The sequence below is a fragment of the Streptomyces sp. NBC_00358 genome (assembly GCF_036099295.1).
In the GTDB taxonomy this organism is placed as follows: Bacteria; Actinomycetota; Actinomycetes; order Streptomycetales; family Streptomycetaceae; genus Streptomyces.
Window position 1 is genome coordinate 5,916,063 of the sequence record NZ_CP107976.1, and the last position, 16,477, is coordinate 5,932,539.

At 70.6% G+C, this 16,477-nt stretch carries 15 protein-coding genes and 1 tRNA gene; 6 read left to right on the forward strand and 10 right to left on the reverse strand.

Going from position 1 to position 16,477, the window contains the following annotated elements; all coding sequences use genetic code 11:
- Positions 1–45 precede the first annotated feature (45 nt).
- Together OHT01_RS25215 and OHT01_RS25220 are read left to right on the forward strand one after the other, a co-directional pair.
- Positions 46–984 carry an alpha/beta hydrolase gene (locus OHT01_RS25215; protein ID WP_328555389.1) on the forward strand — a complete coding sequence of 313 codons (939 nt, stop codon included), beginning with the start codon at positions 46–48 and terminating at the stop codon, positions 982–984.
- A gap of 10 nt (positions 985–994) precedes the next feature.
- Entirely contained in the window at positions 995–1,738 is a 744-nt protein-coding gene (locus OHT01_RS25220) for a helix-turn-helix transcriptional regulator (RefSeq protein ID WP_328555390.1), read from the forward strand.
- 93 nt (positions 1,739–1,831) lie between these two features.
- Here the strand turns inward: OHT01_RS25220 and OHT01_RS25225 are convergent, their stop codons facing one another.
- The 4 genes from OHT01_RS25225 to OHT01_RS25240 all read right to left on the reverse strand — a co-directional run bounded on the left by OHT01_RS25225 (position 1,832) and on the right by OHT01_RS25240 (position 6,624).
- The gene (locus OHT01_RS25225; RefSeq protein ID WP_328555391.1) at positions 1,832–3,262 is read right to left on the reverse strand and encodes a GH1 family beta-glucosidase; all 1,431 of its coding nucleotides are present in this window, start codon (positions 3,260–3,262) and stop codon (positions 1,832–1,834) included.
- 106 nt (positions 3,263–3,368) lie between these two features.
- Complete coding sequence (locus OHT01_RS25230) at positions 3,369–4,280, reverse strand: carbohydrate ABC transporter permease (RefSeq protein WP_328555392.1); 912 nt, start codon at positions 4,278–4,280, stop codon at positions 3,369–3,371.
- The gene (locus tag OHT01_RS25235; protein ID WP_328555393.1) at positions 4,277–5,305 is read right to left on the reverse strand and encodes a carbohydrate ABC transporter permease; all 1,029 of its coding nucleotides are present in this window, start codon (positions 5,303–5,305) and stop codon (positions 4,277–4,279) included. Before OHT01_RS25235 ends, OHT01_RS25230 begins: the two co-directional genes overlap by 4 nt.
- Positions 5,302–6,624: an ABC transporter substrate-binding protein gene (locus OHT01_RS25240; protein ID WP_328555394.1), complete on the reverse strand. Its 1,323-nt coding sequence runs from the start codon at positions 6,622–6,624 to the stop codon at positions 5,302–5,304. The genes OHT01_RS25235 and OHT01_RS25240 overlap by 4 nt, the downstream gene beginning before the upstream one ends.
- 388 nt (positions 6,625–7,012) lie before the next feature.
- Between OHT01_RS25240 and OHT01_RS25245 the strand changes: the two genes are divergently transcribed.
- Both OHT01_RS25245 and OHT01_RS25250 read left to right on the forward strand, forming a co-directional pair.
- On the forward strand, positions 7,013–8,068 hold the full coding sequence (locus tag OHT01_RS25245) for a LacI family DNA-binding transcriptional regulator (protein WP_328555395.1): 1,056 nt from the start codon (positions 7,013–7,015) through the stop codon (positions 8,066–8,068).
- Positions 8,069–8,155: 87 nt separating this feature from the next.
- Positions 8,156–8,977, forward strand: coding sequence for a serine/threonine protein kinase (locus OHT01_RS25250; RefSeq protein ID WP_328555396.1), 822 nt, complete (start codon positions 8,156–8,158; stop codon positions 8,975–8,977).
- 8 nt (positions 8,978–8,985) lie between these two features.
- On the opposite strand, the gene OHT01_RS25255 is transcribed toward OHT01_RS25250, so the two are convergent.
- From OHT01_RS25255 to OHT01_RS25275, 5 genes are all read right to left on the reverse strand, one after another.
- A complete protein-coding gene (locus OHT01_RS25255; RefSeq protein ID WP_328555397.1) occupies positions 8,986–9,549 on the reverse strand; it encodes a GNAT family N-acetyltransferase in 564 nt (187 codons plus the stop codon).
- A 137-nt stretch (positions 9,550–9,686) separates the two neighbouring features.
- Positions 9,687–9,759: transfer RNA gene (locus OHT01_RS25260), tRNA-His, on the reverse strand.
- Positions 9,760–9,867: 108 nt separating this feature from the next.
- Positions 9,868–10,470, reverse strand: coding sequence for an oligoribonuclease (gene orn, locus OHT01_RS25265; RefSeq protein WP_328555398.1), 603 nt, complete (start codon positions 10,468–10,470; stop codon positions 9,868–9,870).
- 141 nt (positions 10,471–10,611) lie between these two features.
- Entirely contained in the window at positions 10,612–11,853 is a 1,242-nt protein-coding gene (locus tag OHT01_RS25270) for a helix-turn-helix domain-containing protein (RefSeq protein ID WP_328555399.1), read from the reverse strand.
- A 374-nt stretch (positions 11,854–12,227) separates the two neighbouring features.
- Positions 12,228–12,629, reverse strand: a complete 402-nt coding sequence (locus tag OHT01_RS25275) for a hypothetical protein (protein ID WP_443043434.1) — start codon at positions 12,627–12,629, stop codon at positions 12,228–12,230.
- Positions 12,630–13,207: 578 nt separating this feature from the next.
- Here OHT01_RS25275 and OHT01_RS25280 point away from each other — a divergent pair.
- On the forward strand, positions 13,208–13,735 hold the full coding sequence (locus OHT01_RS25280) for a universal stress protein (RefSeq protein ID WP_328555400.1): 528 nt from the start codon (positions 13,208–13,210) through the stop codon (positions 13,733–13,735).
- A 180-nt stretch (positions 13,736–13,915) separates the two neighbouring features.
- Positions 13,916–14,479: a GPR1/FUN34/YaaH family transporter gene (locus OHT01_RS25285; RefSeq protein WP_328555401.1), complete on the forward strand. Its 564-nt coding sequence runs from the start codon at positions 13,916–13,918 to the stop codon at positions 14,477–14,479.
- A gap of 169 nt (positions 14,480–14,648) precedes the next feature.
- On the opposite strand, the gene glmS is transcribed toward OHT01_RS25285, so the two are convergent.
- Positions 14,649–16,466 (reverse strand): glutamine--fructose-6-phosphate transaminase (isomerizing), encoded by a 1,818-nt coding sequence (glmS, locus tag OHT01_RS25290; RefSeq protein ID WP_328555402.1) that lies wholly within the window; start codon positions 16,464–16,466, stop codon positions 14,649–14,651.
- Positions 16,467–16,477 lie beyond the last annotated feature (11 nt).

Genomic DNA, 16,477 nt, shown 5'->3' on the forward strand with positions numbered 1-16,477 from the left:
AAAGGTGACAGGACGCTGTCGCGGACGGCTGCGACTGTCGACAGCATGACGATCACAGACGAGGACTGCCTCGCCGAGACCCTGAAGTTCAACGAGAGCTTCGCCGCCACCGCGGCGAGCCGCCCGGCGCGCGAAGGAGTGCCGGACACGGCCCTGCTCGCCGCCCTGCGGCGCAACCGGCTCGCCGGCGACGCGCCCCCGGTGAGACTGCCGCAGGGCCGGGACCGCGTCATCGCGGACGGGGTGCGGGCCCGAGTGTTCGTACCCGACCACGTCGACGGCGTGTACCTGCACATACACGGCGGCGGCTGGGCGTTCGGCTCCGCGGACGGGCAGGACGAGAGGCTGTGGCGGCTCGCCGAACAGGCACGGCTGGCCGTGGTCAGCGTGGAGTACCGCCTCGCGCCGGAACACCCGTTCCCGGCCGGGCCCGATGACTGTGAAGCGGCCGCCCGATGGCTGGTGGACCATGCCGCGGCCGAGTTCGGCACCCAACGGCTCCTGATCGGCGGTGAGTCGGCCGGTGCCCACCTGAGTGTCGTGACCCTGCTGCGCCTTCGCGACCGGCACGGCATCACCGGCGCGTTCCGGGCGGCCCACCTGCTCTTCGGCCCCTACGACCTGTCGATGACACCGAGCCAGCGACGGTTCGGATCGAGGCGGCTGCTGACCAACACCGACACGCTGCGGGGCAGCTACGAGCTGTTCACACCGGCCATGGGGACGGAACAGCGCCGCGATCCCGAGGTCTCACCGCTGTTCGCCGACCTGGCCGGCCTGCCGCCCGCCCGAATCGTCGTGGGCACCGAGGATCCGCTCCTGGACGACTCCCTGTTCCTGGCCCGACGCTGGCAGGCGGCCGGTGCGGCTGTGCAACTCGGTGTCGTCGCCGGCGCGATGCACGGCTTCACCCTGTTCCCCCTGACCATCACCGAGCGGGAACTGCGGCGCGAGCGGGACTTCCTGTCCACCGCCGGAAGGTAGCGTCGGGCGCGTGAACCGCACTACTCGGCTCTACGCGCTGGTGGAAGAGTTGCGCGCGGCGGCGCCGCGACCGCTGACGGTCGCCGCGCTCGCCGCGCGATTCGAGGTGAACGCCCGCACGGTGCAGCGTGACCTCCAGGCGCTGATGGAGGCCGGTGTCCCGGTGCGCGCCACACCCGGGCGAGGCGGGGGCTGGTCGATCGACCCGGAGATGACCCTGCCCCCGATCCGGTTCACGGCCGCCGAAGCCTCGGCACTGGCCGTCGCGCTCGCCGGGGCGGACGCCTCCGCGCCGTACGCCGGTGCGGCCCGCACGGCAGCCCAGAAGATCGCGGCCTCGATGACCGGCCCCGCCTCGGTGGCGGCACAGGAACTCGCCGCACGGATCGTCGCGCTGCCCTCCCCGGCCGACTCCACGGTCCGCGGCGCGGTGGAGCGGGCCCTCACCGCGAACTCGGTCCTGCGGCTGTCCTACGTCGACGCGGCAGGACGCGAGAGCGACCGCGTGGTGGAGCCCGCCGGACTGCTGACCGCCGACGGCCGGTGGTACCTCATCGCCTGGTGTCGCACGCGGCAGGCCGGCCGGGGTTTCCGGCTCGACCGCATCACAGCGGCGGCTCCGACCGACGAGCGGGCGCGGCCCCATGATCTGACCCGGCTGCTGCTCGGCTCGGCCGCGGCCGGGGCGATGCGGCCCACCGCGCTGGCTTCACTCACGCCGCCGTCCGGGAAACGGAAGGCGCCGCGTCGGTGAAGCCTCCTGGCACGGAGAACGCGGCGAGGCGCGGCACCCCCCTCGGGTGTCGCGCCCCGTGTCCGTGTCCCCCGTGTCCCCCGGGCGGTGGGCCTACTCGGCGGGCGTCACCGGGGCCAGCGTTCCCGTGCGGGCCGCCCGGCTGTACCAGTGGGCGCTCGACTTCGGGGTGCGGATCTGGGTCGCGTAGTCGACGTAGACCGCGCCGAAGCGCTTGCCGTAGCCGTAGGACCACTCGAAGTTGTCCAGAAGCGACCAGAGGTAGTAGCCGCGGACGTCCGCGCCGTCGGCGATCGCGCGGTGCACGGCCGACAGGTGGCCGTTGAGGTAGGCGATGCGCTCGGGGTCGTGGACCCGGCCGTCCGGGTCCGGCTTGTCGTCGTAGGCCGCGCCGTTCTCCGTCACGTACAGGGGCAGACCCGGTACCTCACGGGTGTACCGCATGATCAGGTCGTGCAGACCCGTCGGGTCGATCGTCCAGCCCATCTCCGTGCGCTCACCCGGGGTCTGGTGGAACGCGACGTCGTCCGCGCCCGGCCAGGGGGAGTGCGAGCTGGCGCCGTGGCCGTCCGCGCGCGGACCGTCCGCGTGAGCGGCGGCCGCGGAAACCAGCGTGGGCGTGTAGTAGTTGAGGCCGAGCGCGTCCAACGGCTGGTGGATCGCCCTGAGATCGCCGTCCTGGACGAACGACCAGTCGGTGACCGACCGGGTCGCCGTGAACAGGGTCTGCGGGTACGCGCCGTGCAGCATCGGGCCGTGGAAGACGCCGTTGGCCAGGTCGTCGATGCGCTGGACCGCGTCCAGGTCCGCCGGGTCCTGCGAAACCGGCCTGACCACCGAGGAGTTGAGGCTCACCGCGACCGAGTTGCGGGACGGCATCACGGAACGGAGCGCCGAAGTGCCGAGCCCGTGCGCCAGGTTCAGGTGGTGGGCCGCGCGCAGGGACGCCGCCGGGTCCGTCCGGCCGGGAGCGTGCACCCCGGAGCCGTACCCCAGGAAGGCGCTGCACCAGGGCTCGTTCAGGGTGATCCACTGCTCGACCCGGTCGCCCAGCGCCTCGCCCACGATCTGCGCGTACTCCGCGAAACGCAGCGCCGTCTCGCGCTCCGGCCAGCCGCCCGCGTCCTCCAGCTCCTGCGGCAGGTCCCAGTGGTAGAGGGTGACGGCGGGCTTGATGCCGTGGGCCAGCAACTCGTCGACCAGACGCCGGTAGAAGTCCAGGCCGCGCTGGACCGCGGGGCCCCGGCCGGTCGGCTGCACCCGCGACCAGGAGACCGAGAAGCGGTACGCGCCCAGGCCGAGGTCCGCCATCAGGGCCACGTCGTCGCGGTAGCGGTGATAGTGGTCGACAGCGATGTCACCGTGCTCGCCGCCGGCCGTCTTGCCCGGTGTATGGCTGAAGGTGTCCCAGATCGAGGGTGTGCGGCCGTCCTCCCGCACGGCTCCCTCGATCTGGTACGCGGAGGTCGCCGCGCCCCAGAGGAAGGCCGGAGGGAAGGTCACGGGTGTTATGGGCTCAGGCATGGAAGCGCTCCCAAGGGGGGTCGTGAAGACCGACGGGTTGGAGGAGGGGAGGAGAGGCGGGACGAAGGGGGCCGAGGCGGCGCCGGCCCGGCCCCCGAAGAGGCGGTCAGCCCTTGATCGCGCCCTGCATGATCCCGCCCACGATCTGCTTGCCGAACAGGAGGAAGGCGATGAGCAGCGGCAGGGTGCCGAGCAGCGCGCCCGCCATGATCACGGCCTGGTCGGGGACATATCCGGTTCCCAGCGCGGCGAGGGCGACCTGCACGGTCGGGTTCTGCTGGTTCAGGGCGATGATCGGCCACAGGAAGTCGTTCCAGGCCATCACGAACGTCAGCAGGCCGAGCACCGCCATGGCCGGCCGCGCCGCCGGGAAGACGACGTGCCAGACGACCCGCAGACTGCTGGCGCCGTCGACCCGCGCCGCCTCGATCAGTTCGGAGGGCAGCGCCTGGATCAGGTACTGCCGCATGAAGAACGTACCGAAGGCACTCACCAGGGTGGGCAGGATGACCGTCTGGAGCTGGTTCGACCAGCCCAGATCGCTGATCCACAGATACAGCGGCACGACGGCGAGCTGCGGCGGGATCATCATCGTGCCGATGGTCAGCAGCAGAAGAAGACCGGAGAACCTGAACCGCAGCTTGGCGAAGGCGAACCCGGCGAGCGTGGAGAACACCACCGTACCGACGGTGATGGTCCCGGCGACGATCGTGGAGTTGACCATCGCGGTACCGAGCCCGGCCTGTTCCCACGCGGCCTGGAGGTTCTTGAACAGGTTCCCGCCGAACCACAGCGGCGGCGGTGTCTGCGCCAGCCGCTCGTTGTTGCGCGAGGCGGCGATGGCCGTCCAGACCAGCGGGGCGAGCGAGACCAGCGCGAAGACGGTCAGGACGAGGTAGGTGACCGGACCCGCGTGCATCTGCTTGCCCGCGCCGAGCACCCGGCGGCGTCCGGGGCCCCGGACGACCGGGGTTCCCTTCGCCTCCGCCTGAGGGGGAGTCAGTTCAGTGGTGGTCATTGGGATTTCCTCAGCCGTCGGGTGATCAGCAGGTTGATCGCGGCGACGATCAGCAGGATCAGGAACATCGTCCATGCGATCGCTGACGCCTTGCCGAGGTTGCCGATGCCCCAGCCCTGGTCGTACATGTAGAGGCCGAGCGTCTGGTACTGGTGCGCGGAGCCGCCCTTCGAGCCGCTGACCCCGCCGAACAGGAGCGGCTCACCGAACAGCTGCGTCGCGCCGATCGTGGACACGACCACCGTGAACAGGATCGTCGGCCGCAGCATCGGGATCGTCACATGGCGGAACTGCTGCCAGCGGCCCGCGCCGTCCAGCGCCGCCGACTCGTACAGGTCGGCGGGGATCGCCTGCATCGCCGCGAGGTAGATCAGCGCGTTGTACCCGGTCCACCGCCAGATCACGATCGAGGAGACGGCGAACTGACCGCCCCAGTCGGACTCGCGCCAGTTGATCGCGTGGACCCCGACGAAGTGCAGCAGCCAGTTGACCATGCCGCCGTCCCACGAATACAGCAGCGTGAAGACGAGCGTCGCCGCCGCCACCGAGGTGGCGTACGGGGTGAGCATCACGACCCGCCACACGGTCGAGCCGCGCAGCCGGTAGTTGAGCAGATGGGCGATCGCCAGCGCCATGAGCAACTGCGGCACCGTCGAGATCACACCGATGGTGAAGGTGTTCCCCAGGGCGTTCCAGAAGAACTCCGAGGACAGCAGGTTCTTGTAGTTGTCCAGGCCGGCCCAGGTCTGGTGGTCCAGGCCGGAGAGCTGCACGTTGTGCAGCGAGTACCAGGCCGTGTAGAGCAGCGGCCCGAGCCCGAAGGCACCGAAGATGATGAAGAAGGGGGCGATGAACGCGTACGGCGACGCCTTCATGTCCCAGCGGTACAGCCGGCTGCGCCAGGAGTCCGGGCTCGGCGGCGGCGTACCGCGACCCTGAGCGCCCCGGGCCGCGCCCGGCTGGGAGCCGGGCGCGGCGTCGGCGCTCGTCGCGGGGTGCGCGAGAGCCTGCTTGGAGCTGGTCACTGGCCGAGCACGTCCTTGATCTCAGCCTTTGCCGCGTTCCAGCCCTGGTCGGGCGTCTTGCCCTTCTGCTCGACCTGGAGGATGCCCACGTCGGTGATCGCGGTACCGATCGGCTGGTCCTTGGTGCCGAAGTGCTGGACCGGGATGGTCTTCGCCGAGTCGGCGAAGATCTGCGTGATCGGGGCGTCGGAGAAGTACGCCGTGGTGTCCGCGGCCGGCTTCAGGCTGGAGTACGCCCCCGGGGTCGAGGGGAAGCTGGCCTGCTTGGCGAAGACCTTCGCCTGCTGCTCCGGCGCGGTCAGCCACTTGGCCAGCGCGATGGCCTCCTTCTGGTGCTTGCCCGCCGTCGGCACGCCGATGAACGAACCGCCCCAGTTGGCCGCGGTCGGCGCCGCCGCCACGTCCCACTTGCCCTTGCCCGAGTCACCGGACTTCTGCTCGATGTAGCCGATCATCCACGCGGGACAGGCCACGGTCGCGAACGAGCCCTTGGCGAAGCCCTGGTCCCATGTCGGGTCGAACTGCTTCAGCTTCGCCGACATGTTGCTGGTCGCCACCTCCATGGCGGTGTTCCAGGACTTCTTGACACCCGTGGACTTGTCCCAGATGACGTTGCCGTCCTTGTCGTAGTACCGCTGGCTCTCGCCACCGAGGGCCGCGTTGTACACCGACGAGGCGGAGTCCACGAACTTGGTGCCGCTGGGCGCCTTCTTCATGTAGTCCTTGCCGACGGCGACGTACTTGGACCAGTCGCCCTTCCACTGCGCGGCGAGCTTGGTGCGGTCCGTCTCCAGACCGGCCTTCGCGAACAGGTCCTTGCGGTAGCAGATCGCCATCGGGCCGATGTCGGTGCCGAGTGCGATCGTCTTGCCGTCCTTGGTGGTGGCCTGGGAGGTCTTCCAGTCCAGCCACTGCGACTTGTCGACCTCCTTGCCGAGGTCGACGAACTTGTCGGCCTGGGTCTGGACGGCCTCGGTGATGTTGCCGACCTCGATCGCCTGGATGTCGTCGGTGCCGGCACCGGCCTGCAGACGCGTGAGCGTCTTGGGCCAGTACACATCCGTACGAGTGGTGACGTTCTCCTTGATCGAGATGGTCGGGTGAAGCTTCGTGTACTCGTCGTAGAGACCGGCCTGCTTGTAGCCGAAGACGCCGAACGTGCCGACGGTCAGCGTCGTCTTGCCGCCCTTGCCTCCCCCGTCCGAGTTCGACGAACCGTCGTTCGAGTCCTTCGAGCAGCCGGCCAGCAGCCCTGCGGTCATCGCTGCGACGGCCGCGATGGCCGCCAGCCTGCGGGACCGGCGGGTACTCGTACGCATTGCGTCCTCCTGTTGCCTGACGTGCCGACCCCCCGGCCAACTGCATTGGTGGCGCCCGTTTTTCTCGCTGCGGCTCGGGCGGGGAACGTGCGGGTTGTGTATGTGTCAGGTACTGTGGGAGCGCTCCCACCAGTGATGTGTTGAAGAGTCGCCGGTTCGAGCGGGGGTGTCAAGGGTGAGGGAGCGGAGAGATGCGTTCAGTTATCGGCCTGTTAGCTGAAGATGTCATTCCGCCACATGGCCAGAAGAGTCTTATAGCCGCTTCGGCACTCGAAGACGAGCGCCCGGTGCGGCAGGGGCTCCCTGGGTGGCGGCCCAGTGTCGCTCGCATCCGCGGACGAGGCTGTTAGATTCCAGGCCAACTTGGTGTCGACGGGAGGCGGAGCCCATGGCAGTCCACGGAGCGCGGGGCCGCAGCGGTGGGCGGCCGACCCTCGAAGAGGTGGCCGTGCGCGCAGGCGTGGGCCGCGGCACGGTCTCCCGGGTGATCAACGGCTCTCCGCGGGTCAGTGACGCGACCCGCGCGGCGGTCGAGGCGGCGGTCGCGGAGCTCGGTTACGTCCCCAACACGGCGGCCCGCGCCCTCGCGGCCAACCGCACGGACGCGATCGCCCTGGTCGTCCCCGAACCCGAGACCCGGTTCTTCGCGGAACCGTACTTCTCGGACATGTTGCGCGGTGTCGGTGCCGAACTCTCCGAGACCGAGATGCAGTTGCTGCTGATATTCGCGGGCAGCGACCGGGAGCGCCAGCGCCTGGCCCAGTACCTGGCCGCGCACCGCGTGGACGGAGTCCTGCTGGTCTCGGTGCACGCCGACGACCCGCTCCCCGACCTGCTCTCCCAGTTGGAGATCCCGGCCGTGATCAGCGGCCGGCGCTCGGCGGAGGAGACGCTTCCGTCGGTGGACTCGGACAACTACGGCGGCGGGCGCGCGGCCGTGGAGCATCTGATCTCCCGCGGGCGCCGCAAAGTCGCCCACCTGGCCGGCCGCATGGACGTCTACGGCGCCCAGCGCCGTGTCGACGGCTACCGCCAGGGCCTGCTCGACGCGGGCCGTCCGGTGGACGAAGGCCTGATCGTCCCCGGCGACTTCACCGAGGAAGGGGGCCGGCGTGCCATGTCCCTGCTGCTGGAGCGCTGCCCCGACCTCGACGCCGTCTTCGCGGGCTCCGACGTCATGGCGGCGGGTGCCCGGCAGGTCCTGCGCGAGACCGGCCGCCGCATCCCCGACGACGTGGCACTGATCGGCTACGACGACTCCGCCATAGCCCGTCACATGGACCCGCCCCTCACCAGCGTCCGCCAGCCCATCGAGGAGATGGGGCGCGCCATGATCGACCTCCTCCTCGGAGAGATCGCGGACCGCCGTCCCGCGGTCTCCCGGGGGCTGGAGAAGCGGCAGCTCGTGCTGCCGGCGGAGCTGGTGGTGCGGGCCTCGTCGTAGGACGCCGGGCCCGCCCGGCTACGCCGCGAACGTCCGGCCTGCGGCTTCTGTCCGCCGGAGGCGGCCGGGTAGGGCAGGCTGGCGTCCATGGTCCTGCATCCCTTGCTCGGAGTCGACGAAGTGCCCGCCGTGGAGCCGTATCTGGGCCGGGTGGGTGAGGTGTTCCGGGTGTTCGGTGAGCGTGACTCGGGCTGCGTGGCGTACGGGGTGCGGCTGCTCGACGGCGCCCGCTGGTTCGTCAAGGAAGCCGTCAACGAACACGGTCACCGCTCACTCGAACGAGGATGGGCATTTCACCGGGCCGTCCGGCACACCGCGATCGTCCCGCAGGTCCACCGGATCGCCGTGCGGGACGGCTGGGCGGTGGTCATGCCCTGGCGCTCGGGCGAGGTGCTGTACCACCCCGCCGCGGGCGGGTCCCGCGACCGCACGCGTCCGGGCGGCCCCATGGCCCGCTTCCGCTCCCTGCCCACCGCCGAGGTGCTGCGCGCCTTCGACCGGGTCCTCGACGCCCACCTCACCGTGGAGGCGGCCGGCCAGGTCGCCGTGGACTTCTACGACGGCACGCTGCTCTACGACTTCGCCGCGGGCGCCGTCCACCTCGTGGACCTCGACGAGTACCGGCCGGGACCCTTCGTCCTGGAGGACGAACGGCTGCCGGGCTCACGCCGGTTCATGTCCCCCGAGGAGTTCGTCCGCGGCGCCGTCATCGACAGCAGGACGACGGTGTTCACCCTCGGCCGGGCCGCCCGCCATCTGCTCGACGCGGGTGACGAGGAACGCGCCTGGCGCGGCACCGCGGGGCAGTTGGCGGTCGTCGAACGCGCCACCTTCCCGGCTCCGGACGACCGCTTCACGGACGTGCACCGCTTCGCCGAGGCCTGGCGCGCGGCCGGGGCGGCCCGATAGCGGCGAGGTCACCGCCGTACCGTCAGCTCCCACCTGACCTCGCCGTCCTGGAGGGTGTCCGTCGCGGTGAGCCCCGCCGCCGCGGCGACGGCGGCGGACGCGTGGTGACCGGGGTGCACATGGGCCACGACCGTACGGACGGGATACGCGCGGATCACGTGCCGGACCAGCGCCCGCGCCGCCTCCACCGCGTATCCCCGGCCCTGCCAGGGCGTACCCACCACCCAGGCGACCTCCGCGACCTCCCCCGAGACGGTCGCCTGGACCGTCCCCACCAGGCGGCCCCCGGCGCGCTCCCGCAGCACCCAGTTGCGCCAGCGCACGGCGGGGTCGGGTGAGCCCGCGACGAGGCGTTCGTACCGCGAGCGGAGCCCCTGAGCCGTGTGCGGCGCCCCGCCGATGAAGACGTGCAGCGCCGGATCCGACAGCGCCTCGGCCATCTCCTCGGCGTGTTCGACGCGCAACGGGAGGAGATCGAGCCGGGCGGTACCGGCCGTCCGCTCTGCGGCCGCACCGGGGCCGGGCTCGGCGGGGTGGGGTTCGCAGGGGAGGGGTTCCACGGGGTGGGGCACGAGGGGAGCGTACGGGGTGCGGGCTCGCGCGGCTCGTGCGGTGCCTCGGGGGTACGCGGTCAGGGGTACGCCGGGATGGTGCCCGGGAACGCAATCAGCCGGTGACCTGTTCACCAGGTCACCGGCTGATCACTCAGGGTGAGTGACGGGACTTGAACCCGCGGCCACCTGGACCACAACCAGGTGCTCTACCAACTGAGCTACACCCACCATGTCCGGTCTTCGTGCTTCTCCGACCGGCCGAGAAAAAGTGTACAGGGTCTGGAGGGGTGCTCGCGCACGGCTTTTTCCGGGGCCCATCAGGGCCCCGTCAAAGGCCTATTCGGCGGGCAGGACGTGCTTGGCCGCGATGGTGCGGGCGGTGTCCGAGTCGGGGCCGGGCTGCGGGACGAAGACGGCCTCGCGGTAGTAGCGGAGTTCGGCGATGGACTCGCGGATGTCCGCCAGGGCGCGGTGATTGCCGTTCTTCTCCGGGCTGTTGAAGTACGCCCGGGGGTACCAGCGCCGGGCCAGCTCCTTGACGGAGGACACGTCCACGATCCGGTAGTGGAGGTAGCCCTCCAGCGTCGCCATGTCGCGCAGCAGGAAGCCGCGGTCCGTGCCGACGGAGTTCCCGCAGAGCGGGGCCTTGCCCGGCTCCTTGACGTGCTCACGCACGTAGGCGAGGACCTGCTCCTCGGCGTCCGCCAGGGTCGTGCCCCCGGCGAGCTCCTCCAGCAGGCCGGAGGCCGTGTGCATCTGGCGCACCACGTCCGGCATCGTCTCCAGGGCCGCGTCCGGCGGGCGGATCACGATGTCCACACCGTCGCCGAGCACGTTCAGCTCAGAGTCGGTGACCAGAGCGGCCACTTCGATGAGCGCGTCATCCGACAGCGAGAGTCCGGTCATCTCGCAGTCGATCCACACCATGCGATCGTTCATGTGTCTCACCCTACGGCCCGCCCCGCTCAGGTGGACCCGCCCGTGCGCCCCGGCGGAGCGGCGGATCGTGCCGGCGCCGGGCCCGCACGCGAAGGGCCCGCACCCGAAGGTGCGGGCCCCGCGTGTCGGCCGGTCGCCGGACTACGGCGCGCTGCGCTGTCCGGGCAGGCTCGGCCTGCCCGCGGCGTACAGCTCCGGGCGTTCCCGCATCGCCTCCGCGGACAGAGCCGCGGCGGCGCCCAGGGCGCCGGCCGTCGCGGTGCGCCGGGTCTGCATCGGGACCGGGCCCGAATGCTCCTGGTGCAGTGACGCCGGTGGTCCGAGCGGGCCCGTCGGGCCGTCCGGATCGCTGGAGCGGTCGGTCTGCGGCCTGCGTGCGCGGTACGCCGCCCGGTACGCGGCCGGGGACGAACCCAGCTGCCGCCGGAAGTGACCCCGCAGCGCGACCGGCGAACGGAAGCCGCAGCGGCCCGCGACCTCGTCGACCGAGTAGTCGGAGGTCTCCAGGAGACGCTGCGCCTGCAGGACGCGCTGAGTGATCAGCCACTGCAGCGGAGCGCTTCCGGTGAGCGAGCGGAACCGGCGGTCGAAGGTGCGGCGGCTCATGTAGGCGCGAGCCGCCAGCGTCTCGACGTCGAACTGCTCATGGAGATGCTCCAGCGCCCAGGCGACGACCTCGGCGAGCGGGTCGGCGCCGATCTCCTCCGGCAGCGACCGGTCGAGGTAGCGCTCCTGGCCGCCGCTGCGCCGTGGTGGGACCACCAGACGCCGGGCCAGCGCGCCCGCCGCCTCGTTGCCGTGGTCCGTCCGCACGATGTGGAGACAGAGGTCGATTCCGGCCGCCGTCCCCGCCGATGTCAGCACGTCGCCGTCGTCCACGAAGAGCTCGCGGGGATCGACGTGCACCGACGGATAGCGCTTGGCCAGGGTCGGGGCGTACATCCAGTGGGTCGTCGCCGGACGGCCGTCCAGTAAGCCGGCCGCGGCGAGCACGAAGGCGCCGGTGCACAGCCCGACTATGCGGGCGCCTTCCTCATGAGCACGGCGCAGTGCGTCGAGCGCCTCCTCCGGTGGTGGCGAGGTGATCGACCGCCAGGCGGGCACGACGACCGTGCCTGCCCTGGAGATCGCTTCCAGGCCATGTGGTGCGGTGAGTTCCAGGCCCCCTGTGGTCCGCAGCGGGCCTTCCTCGCCGGCACACACCAAAAGGCGGTAGCGCGGCACGCCGGCGTCCTGGCGGTCAATCCCGAACACCGACAGCGGTATGGAACTCTCGAAAATGGGGCCGCCGCTGAACAGCAGCACCGCGACGATCTCCTTGCGGCGTCGCCCGGACAGCTTCCGGGCCGCGGCTTCCGGCGCGGCAGTGGAGTCGTGGCTCATCCTGCTAAGCCCCCCTCGGTGGTCGCGGCTCCTCGGTTGTGTCGCTCCTGCACGTTTCCCCTCGGTCCTGCACGAGTCCCCCGCCGTAAGACAAGATCGAATCTACTGTGTTCGCTGGCGCCAAGGTGACCAGTTCGGTACTCCGCAGAATGTCGACATGGCAACTTGGCGTGAAGCATTCGATCACGAAGCGTTGCACTCGTGGGCGCCGCAGGGAAGTGCGCCTCGTGGCAGTGGCCAATCCACGTAGGGTGCGCGCGCCATCCCCACCCCTTTAGGTGCAGGTCGAACGGGGGTTGGGGGGTCGTTCGAGCAAGGGATGGGCCACATCCAGAAGTTGGCTGAAAAGAAGCGTAGCCGTACGCGGAAACCGGTCAGTCGACCGGCTTGTTTCCCCCGCCGTGACGAGCGCCACGGTGAACTCCCGTGCCGCTTCCGCCCCGTGGCCCGGCCACCGCTCCCGGGCCCCTCGCGCGCCCCGAGTTCACCGCGGTCCCGCGTCCCGGGCCGGTCCTCCCGTGCCGTCCGCGCTGCTGCGGCGCCCGCTGCCGCGCGCGTGAACGCGCCCCGCCCCGGCGCTCCTCGGCCGGGAGCCGCTCCTCGGCCATGAGTGCGGCCCCCCGCTCGGACTGGCGCAGCAGGAGCAGACAGGCTCCGGTCACGGCCGCCAGTCCGAGGGCCGTTCCGGCCGCGCCGGCGAGCGAGGAGCCGTACCAGAGGAGGATCACCGGGACCAGGACGCAGCTGAAGGCCGCCCAGCGGACCACGTCGCTCACCGTGTCCACCGGTGGCGTCGAGGCGCACGGCCCGGAGTGCGATCCGGAGCGTGTTCCCGATCGCGATCCGGACGGAGGCGCCGCGTGCGACGGGAGGGGAGCCGCGGGTACGGAGTGGGTGGAGGGGGCGGAGGAATGCGGGGCGCTGTCGGGTCCGGGCACGTGCTGCTCCCTAGTACTCCGGTGTTCTCCGTGTCCGCCATGGCGTCCGTTCTCCATGGCGGCGGCTGCGACCGGTTCAACGCGTGTTCGACCGACCGGTCACTGCCCGGCCGGTGGTGCGTACACCCGGAAGGGAGCCGTCCGGCTCCGTACGGCGAAAGGACTCCCCGTTCCCGGGAGGCCGGAGCAAATTCCCTGGGTGCCTTGCGCAAACCGCCTGTACGGGGCAGCAACCATTGCGTTACGGGCGCCCTCTCGTGCATGCTCCCTGGAATGCCGCGTAAGGCGCGCGGGATCTGGGCAGAGGAGGCGTGCCGCCGTACCCTTGGGGGTATGGGGTTGGGAAGATGTTTCCCAGACACAGCTCTGCCGATCGTTGTCGTCCCCACCACGAGGATCCAAACGCCGAGACATCCATGGCCGGTCACGAATTCTTCGATCCCGCGGACCGCAAGCGCCCGCTCGCCGATCCCACGGCGGCCGAGCCCCTGGCGGCGGAAGAACTCCGCCACTCCTGCGATCCCGCCTTCAAGCACGGCGTCGTCGTCGGTTTCGACGGTTCGACGTCCAGCGAGCGTGCCCTCGCCTACGCGATCGGGATGGCCCACCGCTCGGGCTCCGGCCTGATCATCGTCCATGTGGCCAACCGGCTGCCCACCACGGTGTGGGCGGGCTGCGAGCCACCGGTCTTCGTCGATGTTCCCGACCACCGCACCGAGGTGCTGGGGCTGGAGCTCGCCTGCGCGGAATACCTCTCCGAGGTGCCCTGGATCCTGGTCGAGCGCGGCGGTGACATCTGCCACGAACTCGAAGAGGTGGGCCGGGAGTACGAGGCGGACGCGATCGTCGTCGGCTCCACGCACGGCATCGTCGGGCGCATCTTCGGCTCGGTCGCGGGACGGCTCGCCAAGCGCGCCAAGCGTCCTGTCATCGTCATTCCGTAACGCGCTGTCGTCCCAGGTGGGACGGGCCCCGGGGAAGCCCTCGCGCGACCGTGCGCGCTGGGTGAACCTACTGGCGCGTAGAGGTGTTTGTGCCTTTGTGAAGGGAATATACGGGACGCCGGTCCTACGCGGCGACCGGTACGACGCAGCACAACTGCACAGGCATGAAGGGAGCCCGCCGTGGACAATGACGTCTCTGCGGGAAGCACCACCACCATCGTCGGCAGACTCGCGCTCGGTGTCACCCTGCTGGCCTTCGGCCTCGGGTACACCGACCTGATCGACGGAGTGACGGCGGCCGACGCCGTGTCACTGGCCCACTACGTAGGCGGCGTTGCGCTCTTCGTCGCCGGACTGCTCGCGTTCCGCGACCGTGACGCCGGGAACGGCACGGCCTTCACGGGACTCGGTGCCCTCTGGTTCACCTGGGCCGTCTCGGCCGGTGGCCAGGTCTCCGACAACGCGGCGGGACTCTTCCTGCTGCTGTTCGCACTCGTCGTGCTGTCGCTCACCCTCGCGGGCGGCGACGTGCTCGGCCAGGGCACCTACGGACTGTTCTTCGTCTCCCTGCTGCTTCTCGCCGTCGGCCGCTTCGCCGACAACGCCGACCTGGCCAAGGCCGGCGGCTGGTTCGCCGTCGCGGCTGGCGCCGTCGCCTGGTACGCGGCTACCGCGGCCCTCGCCCACTGGCCCACGGCCCTTCCGCGACGCGCCGCCGGCCGGGGGGTGACGGCCACCGGCTGACCTCGGCGCGGGTCGGGGTATTGGGCGGCTCCGGCCCTTGAAGGGCGATCCCCGTGCGCGGGTGGTGCGCACGGGGATCGTTCATGTCCGGCCGCGGGCAGGGGACGGTGTTGCCGCGGCGGATCATGCGGTGGTGGATCGTTCGGGCGGCGGACCGCCCGGCCGCCGACTATTCGACGGTGACCGACTTGGCCAGGTTGCGCGGCTTGTCGATGTCCCGGCCGAGCGCCAACGCCGTGTGGTAGGCGAGGAGTTGGAGCGGGATGCCCATCAGGATCGGGTCCAGCTCGTCCTCGTTCTTCGGGACGAGGATCGTCTGGTCGGCCTTCTCCTGGTGGCGGTGCGCCACGGCGAGGATCTGGCCGCTGCGGGCCTTGATCTCCTCCAGCGCGGCGCGGTTCTTCTCCAGCAGGTCGTCGTCGGGGACGATCGCCACGGTGGGCAGCGCGGGCTCGATGAGCGCCAGCGGACCGTGCTTGAGCTCGGAGGCCGGGTAGGCCTCGGCGTGGATGTACGAGACCTCCTTGAGCTTCAGCGAGGCCTCGCGAGCCACCGGGTAGCCCCGGACGCGGCCGATGAAGAGCATCGAGCGGGCCTCGGCGTACTGCTCGGCCAGCTTCTTGATCTCCTCCTCCTGCTCCAGGATCTCGGCGATCTGCGCGGGCAGCTTGCGCAGGCCCTCGATGATCCGCTTGCCGTCACGGACCGAGAGGTCACGCGTGCGGCCGAGGTGCAGGGCGAGCAGCGCGAAGGCGACGGTGGTGTTGGTGAAGCACTTCGTCGAGACGACGCAGACCTCGGGGCCCGCGTGCACGTACATGCCGCCGTCCGCCTCGCGGGCGATCGCCGAACCGACCACGTTGACCACGCCGAGCACCCGGGCGCCCTTGCGCTTCAGCTCCTGGACGGCGGCCAGCACGTCGTAGGTCTCACCGGACTGGGAGACCGCGATGTACAGGGTGTCGGGGTCGACGACCGCGTTGCGGTAGCGGAACTCGGAGGCCGGCTCGGCGTCCGCGGGGATACGGGCCAGCTCCTCGATCATCTGGGCGCCGATCATGCCCGCGTGGTACGAGGTGCCGCAGCCGAGGATCTTCACGCGGCGCACCGCGCGGGCCTCGCGGGCGTCCAGGTTCAGGCCACCGAGGTGGACCGTCGAGAACCGGTCGTCGATACGGCCGCGCAGCACACGGTCCACGGCCTCGACCTGCTCGTGGATCTCCTTGTGCATGTACGTGTCGTGGCCGCCCATGTCGTACGACGCGGCCTCCCACTCCACGGTGGTCGGCTCGGACGTCGTACGGGTGCCCTCGGTGGTGTACGTCCGGAAGTCGTCGGCCTTGAGCGTGGCCATCTCCCCGTCGTCCAGCGTGACTATCTGGCGGGTGTGGGTGACCAGCGCGGCGATGTCCGAGGCGACGAACATCTCCTTCTCGCCGATGCCGAGCACGACGGGGGAGCCGTTGCGCGCCACCACGATGCGGTCGGGGAAGTCGGCGTGCATCACCGCGATGCCGTAGGTGCCCTCTATGACACGCACCGCCTCGCGGACCTTGTCCTCCAGCTTCTCCTGCTGGGAGCGGGCGACCAGGTGGGTGAGGACCTCGGTGTCGGTCTCGGAGAGGAACTCGACGCCGTCCGCCTCAAGCTTCTTGCGCAGGTCGGAGGCGTTGTCGATGATGCCGTTGTGAACGACGGCGACCTTGTTGTCGCCGGACATGTGGGGGTGCGCGTTCACGTCGGAGGGGGCGCCGTGCGTGGCCCAGCGGGTGTGGGCGATACCCGTGGTGCCGGCGAACCGCTTGGGGACCTTCGCCTCCAGGTCGCGGACGCGGCCCTTCGCCTTGACCATCTTCAGGCCGGCCGACTTGGGCGAGGTCACGACTATGCCCGCCGAGTCGTAGCCGCGGTACTCCAGGCGCTGAAGGCCTTCGAGGAGCAGCGGGGTCACATCACGCCTGCCGATGTATCCGACGATTCCGCACATATACGTAGAGT

Excerpts from the sequence above, each read along its gene's own strand:
- glmS (WP_328555402.1), bottom strand. The coding sequence starts at position 16,466 with ATGTGCGGAATCGTCGGATACATCGGCAGGCGTGATGTGACCCCGCTG.
- orn (WP_328555398.1), bottom strand. The coding sequence starts at position 10,470 with ATGAACGATCGCATGGTGTGGATCGACTGCGAGATGACCGGACTCTCG.
- OHT01_RS25225 (WP_328555391.1), bottom strand. The coding sequence starts at position 3,262 with ATGCCTGAGCCCATAACACCCGTGACCTTCCCTCCGGCCTTCCTCTGG.
- OHT01_RS25280 (WP_328555400.1), top strand. The coding sequence starts at position 13,208 with ATGGCCGGTCACGAATTCTTCGATCCCGCGGACCGCAAGCGCCCGCTC.
- OHT01_RS25215 (WP_328555389.1), top strand. The coding sequence starts at position 46 with ATGACGATCACAGACGAGGACTGCCTCGCCGAGACCCTGAAGTTCAAC.
- OHT01_RS25270 (WP_328555399.1), bottom strand. The coding sequence starts at position 11,853 with ATGAGCCACGACTCCACTGCCGCGCCGGAAGCCGCGGCCCGGAAGCTG.
- OHT01_RS25245 (WP_328555395.1), top strand. The coding sequence starts at position 7,013 with ATGGCAGTCCACGGAGCGCGGGGCCGCAGCGGTGGGCGGCCGACCCTC.
- OHT01_RS25250 (WP_328555396.1), top strand. The coding sequence starts at position 8,156 with ATGGTCCTGCATCCCTTGCTCGGAGTCGACGAAGTGCCCGCCGTGGAG.
- OHT01_RS25240 (WP_328555394.1), bottom strand. The coding sequence starts at position 6,624 with ATGCGTACGAGTACCCGCCGGTCCCGCAGGCTGGCGGCCATCGCGGCC.
- OHT01_RS25230 (WP_328555392.1), bottom strand. The coding sequence starts at position 4,280 with ATGACCACCACTGAACTGACTCCCCCTCAGGCGGAGGCGAAGGGAACC.